The following is a 14440-nucleotide window of genomic DNA, read 5'->3' as shown; positions in this document are numbered from 1 at the left end:
GCACCGCCACCGCCAGGCCGATGACCTCCTCGAGGTCGAGCCGCCGGAGGATACGCCGGTCGACTCCACCGGCGCCGAACCGGCATACAGCACTGCGTTGGTGCCGTCCCAACCTCCGGCGTCATTCCTGCCTGCCATCAGTAACAGCGGTTCGTCCGGCCGCTTGAACTACCTGCAACAGTGGCGTGAAGAAGAGGAGACCCGTAAACGAGAACAACAGCGCAAGGAGGAACTGGCGCGGGCGCAACAAGCCCACCAGTACTACGAAGAAGCCATTGAGGCCTTTTTGTACTGGGAAGGGCAGAAGCTGCCCGACGAAGAACTGGAGAAGCTGCTGGTCTTGGTGCTCGACGGTCTGGAGCACTACAAAAGCCATCCTCAGCTGAAAGAACCTGGTAGCGAGGCCCGCCTCCGGCTAAACGATCTGCGCGATGCCGCACTGGTGCTGCGCGACACCTGGCAGGAAGCCCAGGGCCGCATCTTCACCGGCTACAAAGCCAGCTACGAGCTACCGAAGAAATGGCGCAAACAACTGCGGGAACGGCTACTGGAATAACCATCTGACGTTACCGAAACGCCTTTGTAACCGGTGCGTAACGGCTTGTTACGCCTCTGAAACGTTTCCTTGCGAGAATTCTCAGTATCGACCGGAAAAGACACTACAAGCTGTAGTGTCTTTTTTGTTGCGCCAAGATGATGGTCTCACTTCGTTTACATATCAGAGGCCAATAAACGCGCAGCTCCTTTACGCAACATGCGCTGCGGGTCCAGGTATAACGCACATACTTTCATGACATCTGTTGATACCGCACCATATTCCTGGCACCAAGCCTGCGCGGCTTCGTTCGCCCTTTGCTCCACTATTGCTACTGGTACTGCTGCTTGTTTTGTATCAGCTGGACATGCTAACTGTTCCAGTAATGCAGCTTCACCCGGCGTTTCCAATTTTCTGGTTTTTAAGTTGTAGCGAATTAAATGATACTGCCCGGCAGTGTGTAGTAATACAATAACCCTTGCCTGCGTTTCCGCATAGGTACGCGCACTGAGTAGCGAATCTGCGAGTTGATTGATTTGGTCGCGGTAACGAGCTAATGCAGAAAGATGACGAAGCTCTGCTTGCGCTGGGGCATCGGTAGCAGCCTCAAAGACCGGGTCAGCCATCAGGTCAGTGGTGATAATAGCCGTGGGGTTTTCTAAAGGTTCCTGAGCCTGTTCTCTCGTCGTTCGCACTCCTGTTACCATAATGCGTTGGGAATGGTCGTGGCGGCGTTGCAGGCGCGTAATGAGAGTTTCTATAGCTAGCTGCGCTTTGGACGCAACTCGTAGAAGTTCGCCCTGCTGTGCATAAGCCAGCGCTGGTTCTAATGTGTAGATGGCAATTTGTCGCTCAGGATTTGGAGTAAGACGGAGTAGACGCCCCACGCGCTGATAAAGCTCATCGGCAGCAGTTGGAAGGTCGTAGTGTACCAAGGTGTCAGCGTCCTGCAAGTTCACGCCCTTGCCATCAGCATCTGTACAAATGAGGACGTGGTAATCGGGTCCAGTACCGGCGGGGCGCCTGTGTGCAACTGGGGCAAAGTCACGGAGTAACCATCCCCGCTCGGGCGGGGGCAGCAGCTCAGGCGTACCGTCGACTGCTGTGGTTACGGTGCTTGCCACACGGAGCACTCCGGCAAAGCCTTTAGTTAGTCCTTCTACCAAATACAAAGCCGTTGCCCATCGATTTACAAATACTAAAACCTTGCTCGTGCCTAGGGTAGCCTTTGTTAGGCAGACCCGCTGCACAATGGTTTGGAGTAATGAAAATTTCTCGTCGTGTATAAAGTCTGGGGGATGAATAGCATTGAGCAGAGGCCTTAACACCTGCTGCCGGGTGGTCTGCTTTTGCTTCATCTGGTATTGATAAGGCAGTGCTTCTCCCGCAGCGAGAGGTTGTGCATATACTGGGTCACGGTAACCCGGAGTAGCTATATTACGGGCTAAGCAATGTGCCAGGGCGGGTGGCGAGCTAAGCCAGGATTCTATTGTTTCGTTATAAATGCTGTTAGCCGTGCCTTTTTCCAGCTGCAATTGCTCTCCGAAGTACGAGTGTAAAATGAGCGTAGTAGAGGCAAACCGCTCTTCATCTAGTGCCCGTTGCATGGCATCTTGCAAAGGCAACTGGTAGCGCGGAGCATACAAATACAGTTCTGGAGGCAGATAACAACGTTGCGTATTAAATTCCACAAACACGCGCCCTTGCTCATCCACGTCGCCCCGCTCACGGGCCAGTTGCAATACATGTGGAATACCTAAGATCGTCACTACAGGCAGCGCGGCAAATTGCGCAGCTGTGCGGGCATCCCATTCGCGGCGAGGCTGCCCTTCAGCGGCTGGCTGCAGCGGCAACAGGTGTAGTAGACTTTTGAGGTTGCCAAAATCGGTGCCGTACACGGTTGCCGTTAGCAACAGTACGCGTGCGCCTTGATGATGGACCGCCGGCACTAGCCGCTCAAATACTCTACTGGAGGCTGTCTTCACCGCTTCGCGCAGCCACTGATTGCGGTAGGTATGCACCTCATCAATCAAAATCAGCGTGTGCTCATCGGCGCTGCGCAGGTGCTGACGTAGCAATTCAACCTGATGGTCTTCGTTATCAGAGTCGGGCCGAAAGAGCGTATCCAAGCTGAAGTACACTACGTTCAGGTCGCGGTCGGTGCGCAGGTGCCGCAGCCATTGCTTACGCACGCTACCGGCGGGCCCCAGTACGATACAGCGGCGGGTTATGCCACTGGCGTAGCAGTGTGCGGCTATTTCGGCCCCTAGTACCGTTTTGCCTAAGCCGGTAGCCGCTACTACTAGCGCGCCATTGTACTCCGTAATCTGCCGCAATGCGCGCGCAATCAACAGCCTTTGGTAGTGGGTAGGTCGGTCGGCTTGTATACGTCGGGGCGGTTCGTCTAGCTGGCGTAGGGCAGCCAAAGCTTTCAGATACACTTGAAACGGTGTAGCCATATCTAGCCAAGCCTGTAGGCGGGCCAAGAGGTCGGCCAAGAGGTCGTGACCCAGGGCGGCTGACTCATCAAACCACTGAGCTAGCATGGCTATCTGCGCCTGGTCGGTGAGCAGACTGGCTTGCTCCGCCGACCCTTTCAAACCGCGCCAGCTGTAGTTAGTGGAGCCGTGCCAGCCTGTGGCGTTGTCCACTAAATAAAACTTGCAATGGTATCCGTAACTGGTGGCATATGATCGGGCTTCACGGATGAAGAAGCGTCCTGTCTTCATGCGTAGCACCAATTCCTCGATTGCCTCGGCAAGTGTCAATTCACATTGCGCCAAGTCGGCCAGTATCTCCTGTAGTACAGCCCGGTGCGCCTCAGGGCCGTCACGTTGCCCGATGAGTACGCGTAGCGTGGCACCGCCTGTCATTAGTTGCCGCGTAAGGGCGTACCCTGACAGAGAAAAATAAACACTGGCTAGCCTGATCGTTTCTCGCGCCTGTGGTAGACAGTGCTGCGCCATCACCAACCCCGCGCCAGGTCCTACCGCCAATGCTGGGCGGTCATCTGCATCGTGGGTAATGTAGAGCGGTGCGGGTAAATTTTCGGCCATAGTTATAATGTGAGCAGTCTGTTATTCTGGAAATCACCTGTATTAATGCGCTCCGTCGTGTTTCGCGTGGCGAAGTAGCTAGTGATGGCGCACGAGGAAATCTACGGTATTTACTAGCTACACACTTCGGATCAGTTGCAGTCTTTTAGGTGGCTCAGCCTATCTTGCAAAGTCATACTCCCATGCTTCCTTTCGTTTTTTCCCTCTCTTTGCTTTAAATGAATACTGCCGTCCATAACAAGCTTGTTTCCTTTATCTGGTCCATCGCTGATGACTGCCTGCGCGACGTGTATGTCCGCGGCAAGTACCGTGATGTAATCCTGCCCATGGTGGTATTGCGCCGTCTCGACGCGTTGCTGGAACCCACCAAGGATGCCGTGATGGAAGAGCTGGCTTTCCAGCGGAATGAGGTCGGCTTAACCGAGTTGGACGAAGTCGGGCTGCGCCAGGCTTCCGGGTATGTGTTCTACAACACCAGCCCCTGGACGCTACAACGCCTGAAAAACACGGCCACCAACAACCAGCAAATCCTGGTGGCCAACTTCGAGGAATACCTGAACGGCTTCAGCAGCAACGTCAAGGAGATTATCGAGAAGTTCAAGCTCAAGGCCCAGGTGCGCCACATGGCCAACAAGGACGTGCTGCTGGATGTGCTGGAGAAGTTCACCTCGCCATACATCAACCTCACGCCCTTCGAGGCAAGCGACCCTGACGGCCGCAAGTTGCCCGCGCTGAGTAATCTGGGCATGGGCTACGTGTTTGAGGAACTGATTCGCCGCTTCAACGAGGACAACAACGAGGAAGCCGGGGAACACTTCACCCCCCGCGAAGTCATTGACCTGATGACGCACTTGGTGTTTGAGCCTATCAAGGATACGCTGCCGTCGGTCATCACCATCTACGACCCGGCTTGCGGCTCGGGGGGCATGCTCACAGAGTCGCAGAACTTCATCAAGGACGAGGACGGCATCATCAAGGCCTCTTCCGACGTGTACCTGTTTGGCAAGGAAATCAACGACGAAACCTACGCCATCTGTAAGAGCGACATGATGATCAAGGGCAACAACCCTGAAAACATCCGCGTCGGCTCTACGCTGGCTACCAATGAGTTCGCCGGGCAGCAGTTCAACTTCATGCTCTCCAACCCTCCGTATGGCAAGAGCTGGGCTTCGGAGCTGAAGTACATCAAGGACGGCAAGGATGTCATCGACCCGCGCTTCGTGGTGAAGCTGCGCAACTACTGGGGCGAGGAAGAGACGGTGGATGCTACCCCGCGCTCCAGCGACGGCCAGCTGCTGTTTCTGATGGAGATGGTGAGCAAAATGAAGCCGCTTGACCAGAGCCCCGTAGGCTCGCGCATTGCCTCGGTGCACAATGGCTCCTCGCTCTTCACCGGCGACGCGGGCGGGGGAGAGAGCAACATCCGCCGTTACCTCATCGAAAACGACTGGCTCGAGGCCATCATCCAGCTGCCCAACAACCTGTTCTACAACACGGGAATCACCACCTACATCTGGCTGCTGAGCAACAACAAGCCGGCTAAGCGCCGCGGCAAGGTGCAGCTCATCGACGCAAGCCTGCTCTACCGCAAGCTGCGCAAAAACCTGGGCAACAAGAACTGCGAGTTCTCGCCCGAGAACATCCGCGAAATCGTGCGCGTGTACCAGCAGATGGAGGCCGTGGAGAAACAGGTGAACCCGACCACAGGCGAGGACCAGGGCATTGCTGCCAAAATCTTCGACAACCGCGACTTTGGCTATTACAAAGTGACCGTGGAGCGGCCCAAGCGGCTGATGGCCCAGTTCACGGAGGAGCGCATTGCCACCCTGCGCTTCGACAAGGGCCTGCGCGAGCCGATGGAGTGGGCCTACGCCCAATACGGCGAGGCCGTGTACACCGAGCTGGCCCAACATGAAAAAGAGCTGTTGTACTGGTGCGAGCAGCAGGAGCTGAACCTGAGTGCCAAGCAGGCCAAGGCCCTGTGCAGCCCCGATACCTGGAACCGAGGGCTACTGCTGCTGCAAACGGCCTCCCGCCTGATGCAGCGCGTGGGCACCGATACCTGGCGCGACTTCAACAAGTTTACCGACGCCGTGCACGAGGCCCTGATGGGCATGGGCTCGAAGCTGACGGCCGCCGACCGCAACGCCATTCTCAACGCGGTGAGCTGGTACGATGCCTCGGCGGAAAAGGTGGTTAAGGGAACGACCAAGCTGAACGGCCCCAAGCTGGAAGTTTTGCTCGAGCGCCTGGGCTGCACCGAGGCCCAGTTGCCGGACTTTGGCTATTACCCCACCGGCCGCAAGGGCGAGTGGCTGCAATACGAGAGCGACTCCGACCTGCGCGACACCGAGGCGGTGCCGCTGAAGGAGGAGATTTATCCCTTCTTTATGCGCGAAGTGCGCCCCAACGTCGAGGAAGCCTGGCTGAGCCTGGAAAACACCAAAATCGGCTGCGAAATTTCTTTTAATAAATATTTCTACCGCCACAAGCGCCTGCGCGACATCGAGCTGGTAACGCAGGAAATTCTGGCATTGGAGCAAGAAAGCGAAGGGCTTATTCACGATATTCTAACGCTTGTCTAATGGAATCTGTTGTTATTGAAATTGAGGTTCAGAAATACGAGGCGTATAAAAGCTCAGAAGTAGAATGGCTAGGAGAAATTCCCGGACATTGGCTTTTGTTGCCTGGTTCAAGAATTATAAACGAGCGTTGTGAAAAGAATAAGGGGATGGTTGAAAAAACCGTTCTGTCTTTGAGCTACGGAAAAGTGGTGATTAAACCAGAAGAAAAGCTGGTGGGCTTAGTGCCTGAATCGTTTGAAACCTATCAGTTGGTTTATCCTGGCGACATTATTATTCGTCCAACAGACTTACAAAATGATAAGACAAGTCTGAGAGTCGGTTTAGCAAAGAATAAGGGAATAATAACCAATGCGTATATAAATCTGAAAGTAAATGCAAGTTATTTAAATAGATATTATCACTATTTCCTCTATGCGCTGGATATAACTAAAATTATTTATTCACTTGGTTCAGGTTTGAGGCAAAATCTGAGTTACGAGGATTTCAAAAGATTGAAGTTTCTAGCTCCCCCGTTAGAAGAACAAACCGCCATTGCCAACTTCCTCGACCGCAAAACCGCCCAGATTGACCAAGCCATTGCCCAAAAGGAGCGCCTGATTGAGCTGCTGCAGGAGCGGCGGCAGATTCTCATCCAGCGGGCCGTTACGCGCGGCCTCAACCCTGATGTGCCGATGAAGGACAGCGGGGTAGACTGGATTGGAGAAGTACCGGCGCATTGGGAAGTAACCCAAATCAAAAAAGTTGCTAAATCTCTCAGTGGTGGAACACCTCCTAGTGGGGAGCGTGAGAAGTATTATGGCGGTTTGATGCCGTGGATAAGAACAACAGATTTAAATGATTCTGAGCTGTGCTCTGTGCCTGAAGCAATAACTCAAGCGGCACTCAGAGACACTGCATGTAAGGAAATACAATCTGAGTTCGTGTGCGTAGCCATGTACGGAGGTGCAGGCACTATTGGCAAACACTCCTTAGTTCGATTTGCCTCAGCAGTAAACCAAGCAGTCTGCGCGCTTATTCCAAGCCCAAGACTACTTGTTGATTACCTGTTCTTTTACGTCAAGTTCTGTAGGCCATATTGGATGATTGTGGCAAAAGGATCAAGGGTTGACCCCAATATCGGTCAAGATGATATAAAGAACTTCCCTATAGTTGTCCCAAGCATAGACGAGCAAGAGGAGGTCGTCGCTTATCTAAATCTGCTTGCATTGAAGACTACCCAATCCATTTCGAAAGTCAATAAGCAAATCGAGCAACTCCGCGAGTACAAATCCACCCTCATCAACGCTGCCGTTACGGGCAAAATCAAGGTGTGTTAGATGAACGATGCGGATGTATTGGAAAGTCCGACTGTAACGGCTGCTCGGGCGAGTGAATCCGTTGCCAAAATTATTTCGGTTAAGGAGCTTCTAGCTAAAACCAACCTGCGGATTCCCCTGTACCAGCGCCCCTACAAATGGAGCCTGCAACACGTGGGGCAACTGCTGGACGACGTGCTGCAGCACAAGGACAAATCGGCCTACCGCCTGGGCACCGTGGTGCTGCATCGGGACGATGACGATCTGCTCTACCTAGTGGACGGGCAGCAGCGCACGGTCACGCTGGGGCTGGTGGCCCGGGCGCTGTATGAGCTGCGCAGCGGCGAGGGTGATGCGCAGGCGTTCAAGCCAGACCTTAGCCAACTGCGCTTTAACGGCCCCGTGTCGCGGGAAAACCTGCACCGCAATTACCAGGCAATTCGCCGCCGCATCGGTGCCTTCGATGAGGCCACCACCCGCTTCTTTTTCGAGCGCTGCGAGGTGGTGCTGGTCGTTATCGACGACCTCTCGGAAGCCTTCCAGTTTTTCGATTCGCAGAACGCCCGCGGCAAGGAGCTGGCCCCCCACGACCTGCTCAAGGCGTTTCACCTGCGCGAGATGGGGCACCTGCCCGAGGCCGTGCGCATGTCCACCGTGCAGCCCTGGCAAGACGCGGACCAGCAGGCCCTAGCCCGGCTGTTTCACGATTACCTGTTCCGCATTCGCAACTGGGCCAAAGGCCGCCCCGCCCGCGACTTCACCCGCGCCGACGTGGCCGTCTTTAAGGGTGTAAACCTGCAAGGTCCGCAAACCCACCCCCACGAACGCCTGCACCGCATCGCCGACGAGTACGTAGCCGGCTACCGCCAGCACCCCGACCGGCAGATTGACGGCCAGCAGCTGGCCTACCCCTTCCAGCTCGACCAGACTGTGGTAAACGGCCAGCGGTTTTTCGAGCTGGTGACGCACTACCAGGCGCAGGTAACAGCCCTTTGCAACTTCAAAAGATTCCGGGACCAACTCCCCGAAACCAGCACTGCCCACCGCATACTGACCGCCCTCGACCAGTACGAAGGCCGCCACCGCACCGGCGACCAGTATGTGCGCACGCTCTTCGAGTGTGCGTTGCTGTATTACGTGGACCGGTTTGGCCACCACGAGCTGGGCCGCGCCATTGAGGTGTTGTTTGTGTGGGCCTACCGGGTGCGTCTAGAACTCCAGTCCGTGCGCCTGGCCTCCATCGATAATAACGCCCTGCAGGGCGTGCAGATGTTCCAGCTCATCCGCGAGGCGCTGGCCCCGCACGAGGTGCTGGCTGCCCCACTGCCTCCGGTTGTCAACGCCGTTGCCAGCCGGGTAGAACGCCTGAAAGAGTTATTCACACAATTGCACTATGAAGTCCGCTAGTATTCCCCAAGAATATTCCATTCGTGACTTATTTGGCTCCGGCCGCTACGTCATCCCCCTCTACCAACGCAACTATGCCTGGACGGAACAGGAAGTACTTCAGCTAATTCAGGACGTTGCCGATTACGCGCTCAATAAGCCAGATACCCGGTATCGTATCGGGACGCTCATTGCCTATGAGCGGGAGAGCGAACAAGGCATCGTGCGCGAAACCATCGACGGGCAGCAGCGGCTAACCACGCTCAACATTCTGTTGTGCGCATTGAAGCGCGAATACGCTGATAAACTGTCGAAGCAGCAACTGGACCAGCTGACAACTCGCTTCCAGCTCAACCTGCAATACGACAGCCGGCCCTCGGCCACGGAAACGCTACGCGTGCTCTTCCAAGAAGGTCCCCTGCGTTTTTCTTCGGACAAGACTTATAACACCGAAATCAAGCAAGCCTACGAAGTGGCCGTAAGAAGCCTGCGCCACCTCCCAGCCGAAAAGGGAATTTCGGTGAGCCAGTTCTTTGGCTACTTGCTCGACAACGTCTCCATCCTGTTCGTTGCGGTGCCCCCCGACACCGATTTGAACCACTACTTCGAGATTATGAACAGCCGGGGGGAGCAGCTTGAAAAACACGAAGTGCTCAAGGCTCAACTGCTCAACGTGCTGCAGGAAGACCATCGGGCCAGCCACTGCTTCAACCGAATTTGGGAAGCCTGCTCCTACATGGAGCGCTACGTACAGTACGGGTTCGAGCCCAATGTGCGGAACGTGCTTTTCGGCGAGGATTGGAGCCTGCTGCGGGCTAAAGACTTTGCCGACGTAGCCGAAAAACTCTATACCGGCCAAGTGCCTGGTTCGCACCTTGACGAGTACGACCTCGACACCATCCTCAGCGAGCGTACCCCTGCGCTCCAAACCAGTACCGCGAGGTCCGATAGCGACGACGCCTCGCGTTTTACGGCCGTCATCAACTTCCCTAATTTCCTGCTGCACATTCTGCGGATACAGGTAGCCGATGAAGCGCGGCGTAAAAGCGCGGCGGTTGACGTGCAGAGCCAAGTCAGGCTGGACGATAAGGATTTGCTGGACGCGTTTAATGCCCAACTCAACAAGGCTCCGAACCAGCAGAAATTCGTTCGGGATTTTGCCTATAACCTACTCCGGGGCCGCAACCTGTTGGATACGTTCGTGCTGAAGCGCGAATACGACAACACAGGGGATAGTTGGAGCCTGAAGGCAATGAAAAAGAGCTCGTCGGCATCGGCGTACTATAGTGGTACCTTCGGCGACGATGAAACGGGCCTGAACCGGGAGGTGCTCATGCTGCTGGCCATGTTCCATGTGTCGAACCCCACCCAGATTTATAAACACTGGTTAAGCGGGGCGCTCAACTACCTGTTTGCTCAGGAGCGTGTCACGGCCCATGAGTACCGCAATTACCTGCAGCGACTGGCCAACGGCTTCCTGTTCAACCGCTACCTGACGGATGCCAAGCAAGACTATTACGAAATGATTTTCACGCCCGATGGACTGAACCAGCAGCCAGCCCTGAACGAGGCGCTGCTGCATCAGGGCACGGGAGTGGAGAATTTCGTTTTCAACTACCTGGATTTTCTGCTCTGGAAGCGCGACAAAGCAGTTTATAAAGACTTCGAGTTTACCTTCCGTAGCTCGGTTGAGCACTACTATCCCCAGCACCCGCTCGACGCAGAGCCACTTCCCGGCAAGTATCTACACCACTTCGGCAACCTCTGCCTAATCAGTTCCGCCAAGAACTCAGCCCTGCGCAATTACCTGCCGTGGGCTAAGAAAGACCATTACATCCGCGTCAAGCCCGATAGCCTCAAACAGCGCCTGATGATGGACTTGACCACCAAGGAAAGTGATTGGAACGTCGAAGAGATAAAGACGCACGGCCATGCCATGAGGGACTTGCTTTTAGCTCAGAGGCACGAAGAAGGTATCTCACTTGCTGTGCTAACAACACTTTTATAATATGCCTACCCTTACCAACGAACAAGCATTAGAATCCGCGATTCAGAAACGGCTGACCGGAACCTGCCTGGAAGAACTGGCCAATCCTGCTCTACCGGCCTTGGTAGAGGAGCAAACTGAGGCATACCGGGGGGGGGACGGCTATTACATTGGCTTCGCAGACGATTTCGATGCCCGTTACGCCATCGATGAGCGGCGCTTCTGGCATTTTCTGGAGGCTACGCAGGGTAAAGAGCTGGACAAGCTTCGCCAGCAATCCGACTGGAAGCTCAAAATATTGGAACGGCTGGACCGGCTCATCAAGAAGTACGGGCTGCTGCGCGTGCTGCGCAAGGGCTTGGAAGTAGACGATGCTCACTTCACCCTGTTCTACCCGCTTCCGTTGGCCTCGAGCAGCCAGCAAATCAAGGACTCCTTCAACACCAACGAGTTCAGCGCCATGCGCCAGGTGCGCTACAGCCTGGCCAACAAGGGAGAGGAAATAGACTTGGTGCTCTTCGTCAATGGCTTGCCCTTTAGCACGCTGGAACTCAAAAATGCCTGGACGGGTCAGAGCGCCAAGGTGAACGGGCAAAACCAGTACCGGTACGAGCGCGACGCGCAGCAACCACTGCTGCAGTTTGGCCGCTGCCTAGTGCATTTTGTTGTGGATACGGATGAGGTATACATGACAACCCGCTTGGACGGTGCTAAAACCTTCTTTCTGCCCTTCAACAAAGGTTACAACCACGGCAAAGGCAATCCACCCCATCCCTTCGGCCACCGCACCACCTATCTGTGGGAGGAAGTCCTGACGCGCCACAGCGTGGCCAACATCCTGCAGCATTTTGTGCGCCTCGACGGACGCGACACCGATCAACTCAGCAAGCGTACCCTGTATTTTCCCCGCTACCACCAGTTGCAGGTAGTGCGAAAGCTAGTCGAGCACGCGTCCAGCCACGGAGTTGGGCAGCGTTACCTGATTCAGCACTCGGCGGGCTCCGGTAAGTCCAACTCCATTACCTGGGCCGCTTACCAACTCATCGAAACCTACCCGCAGCACGCGCAGGTAGCCGGGGGTAGGGGAGTAGACAACCCCCTATTCGATTCGGTGATAGTAGTCACGGACCGCCGCTTGCTCGACAAACAGCTGCGCGAGAATATCAAAGACTTCTCCGATGTCAAGAATGTGGTGGCTCCGGCGCACTCATCCCGCGAGCTGAAGGATGCGCTGGAGCAGGGAAAGCGTATCATTATCACTACGATTCAGAAGTTTCCCTTCATCGTCGACGGCATTGCCGACCTGAGCGAGAAGCGGTTTGCCGTCATCATCGATGAGGCCCACAGTTCGCAGGGCGGCCCTACGGCCGACAAGATGAACCAGGCCATGGGCAATGCCAATGATGAAGATGCAGATGCCGCCGACCCGCAGGATATAATTCTGGGGGCTATGCAAACCCGCAAAATGCGCGGCAACGCCTCTTATCTGGCCTTCACAGCTACCCCCAAAAATGCTACGCTCGAGAAATTCGGTGTTAAGGGTGAGGACGGGAAATTCCGCCCGTTCCACTTGTATTCGATGAAGCAGGCTATTGAGGAGGGCTTCATTCTTGATGTAGTGGCCAACTATACTACATACAAGAGCTACTATGAGATTCAAAAATCCATTGCGGAAAACCCTCTATTCGATACTACAAAGGCACAGAAAAAGCTTCGGGCCTTCGTCGAGCGTCATCCAGAAACCATTGCTACTAAGGCCGAGATAATGCTCGACCACTTTCTGAGCAGCGTGGTAAATACCAAGAAGTTGAAGGGTAAGGCTAAAGGCATGGTCGTCACCCAGAATATTGAAGCGGCTATCCGGTACTATCAAGCTCTGCGCACTCAACTCCAGCACCGCGGCCACCCTTTCCGGATTGCCATTGCCTTCTCCGGAAAAAAGAAAGTGGATGGCATTGAGCACACCGAAGACTCGCTCAACGACTTCCCGGAAAGCCTGGATACCGCCAAGCCCACCGACCCTGGCTACATAACGGACCGCATAGCCAGGTTCTTCGACCACGACGAGTACCGCTTGCTGGTGGTAGCGAACAAATACCTCACGGGTTTCGACCAGCCCAAGCTCTCGGCCATGTACGTGGACAAAAAGCTGTTGGGCGTGTTGGCCGTTCAGGCCCTCTCCCGTCTGAATCGGTCGGCAAACAAGCTGGGTAAGAAAACGGAGGATCTATTTGTACTTGATTTCTGGAACTCGATTGAAGACATCAAGAAGTCATTTGATGACTTCTACACTGCTACCACTCTGAGTCAGGCCACAAACGTCAACGTTCTGCACGAGCTGAAAAGCAACCTGGATGACGTGGGCGTGTATGAGTGGAACGAGGTCGTAGATTTTGCCGATCGGTACTTTTTGGGCAAAGATGCCGAGACCGAACTAAGCCCCATTCTGCAGCTGGCGGAAGACCGTTTCAGCCATCAACTCAGCTTAGAGGAAAAGCAGAAAGTTGACTTCAAGATCAAAGCCAAGCAGTTCGTCAAGATTTACGGACAACTGGCTTCCATCATGCCGTTCAACGTCATTAAATGGGAGCAATTGTTCTGGTTCCTGAAGTTCCTGATTCCTCGCCTCAAGCTTCAAGACCCTAACCAGGATACCTTAGACGCACTGATGGATTCGGTTGACTTAGCCACTTATGGCTTGGAGCGAGTCAAGCTCAATACAACCATTGGGCTGGATGACTCCGAGACAGAACTTGACCCACAGAATCCCAACCCCCGCGGAGCCCATGATCCAGAGTCCGAAAAAGATCCGCTTGATCTAATCATTAAAGCGTTCAATGAGCGGTGGTTTCAAGGTTGGGAAGCTACGCCGGAAGATCAGCGGGTCAAGTTCCTGAATATCGTCCGCGGAATGAAGGCTCATCCCGACTTTAAGGCTAAGTTTGAGGACAACCCGGACAATCAGACCCGAGAAATAACCTTTAACCGCATCTTCGAGGAGGTAATTAACAGTCAGCGTCGGACAGAGCTTGACCTCTACAAGATGCTAGCCAAGGATGACTCCTTTAAGCATGCTTTTGTAGAGACCATAAAACGGCTTTTGGCTGCTTAATAGGCCTGACAGCAACAAGTCGCTACCTCTACATTAACTCCGAACACTTCATGCAAGACCTTTACATTGCCCCTTCCATTATCGAAAACGAATTCAATGCGGACGAAAGTCAGCACGAAGTCTTGGATGTTAAAGCCGATGAGCGCAAAATCATTTGGCAGGCCAAGGACTTCTCCATCCGCGAGTTTGCCAGCATGACTGCAGATGGAGAACTGGTGCTGCAACCCGAGTACCAGCGCAACTTTGTGGCCTCAGCTGCTATTTCCAGTCGCTTAATTGAAAGCGTTCTAATGGACGTGCCTATTCCAGTCATTTACCTTGCCCAGGAGCGCGATGGTACTTATTCTGTGATAGATGGCCAGCAGCGTCTTACCTCCTTTCTATCCTTCGTTGATGGCAAGTATCCCAACGGTGATGAATTCAAACTCACCGGATTAACTGTTCTAACCGAGCTGAACCGGCTTACTTTTTCGCAGCTCCCTAG

At 54.4% G+C, this 14440-nt stretch carries 8 protein-coding genes; 7 read left to right on the top strand and 1 reads right to left on the bottom strand.

Annotation, left to right across the window (positions count from 1 at the left end; translation table 11 throughout):
• The coding region (locus LJ737_RS26650) for a hypothetical protein (RefSeq protein ID WP_227769830.1) at positions 1 to 556 on the top strand (556 nt) is incomplete at its 5' end.
• Positions 557 to 711: 155 nt separating this feature from the next.
• On the opposite strand, the gene LJ737_RS26645 is transcribed toward LJ737_RS26650, so the two are convergent.
• The gene (locus tag LJ737_RS26645; protein WP_227769829.1) at positions 712 to 3591 is read right to left on the bottom strand and encodes a DEAD/DEAH box helicase family protein; all 2880 of its coding nucleotides are present in this window, start codon (positions 3589 to 3591) and stop codon (positions 712 to 714) included.
• Positions 3592 to 3809: 218 nt separating this feature from the next.
• On the opposite strand from LJ737_RS26645, the gene LJ737_RS26640 reads away from it, so the two are divergent.
• The 6 genes from LJ737_RS26640 to LJ737_RS26615 form a co-directional block, all read left to right on the top strand.
• A complete protein-coding gene (locus tag LJ737_RS26640; protein ID WP_227769828.1) occupies positions 3810 to 6176 on the top strand; it encodes a type I restriction-modification system subunit M in 2367 nt (788 codons plus the stop codon).
• Positions 6176 to 7492, top strand: a complete 1317-nt coding sequence (locus tag LJ737_RS26635; RefSeq protein ID WP_227769827.1) for a restriction endonuclease subunit S — start codon at positions 6176 to 6178, stop codon at positions 7490 to 7492. Before LJ737_RS26640 ends, LJ737_RS26635 begins: the two co-directional genes overlap by 1 nt.
• Complete coding sequence (locus LJ737_RS26630; protein ID WP_227769826.1) at positions 7493 to 8878, top strand: DUF262 domain-containing protein; 1386 nt, start codon at positions 7493 to 7495, stop codon at positions 8876 to 8878.
• Entirely contained in the window at positions 8865 to 10865 is a 2001-nt protein-coding gene (locus LJ737_RS26625) for a DUF262 domain-containing protein (RefSeq protein WP_227769825.1), read from the top strand. Before LJ737_RS26630 ends, LJ737_RS26625 begins: the two co-directional genes overlap by 14 nt.
• A 1-nt stretch (position 10866) precedes the next feature.
• Positions 10867 to 13956, top strand: a complete 3090-nt coding sequence (locus LJ737_RS26620) for a type I restriction endonuclease subunit R (RefSeq protein ID WP_227769824.1) — start codon at positions 10867 to 10869, stop codon at positions 13954 to 13956.
• Between the two features lie 50 nt (positions 13957 to 14006).
• Positions 14007 to 14440: DUF262 domain-containing protein (locus tag LJ737_RS26615; protein WP_227769823.1), on the top strand; the 434-nt coding region annotated here is incomplete at its 3' end.

The organism is Hymenobacter sp. 15J16-1T3B (assembly GCF_020711235.1).
In the GTDB taxonomy this organism is placed as follows: Bacteria; Bacteroidota; Bacteroidia; order Cytophagales; family Hymenobacteraceae; genus Solirubrum.
This window is presented reverse-complemented; position numbering and strand designations above follow the sequence as displayed.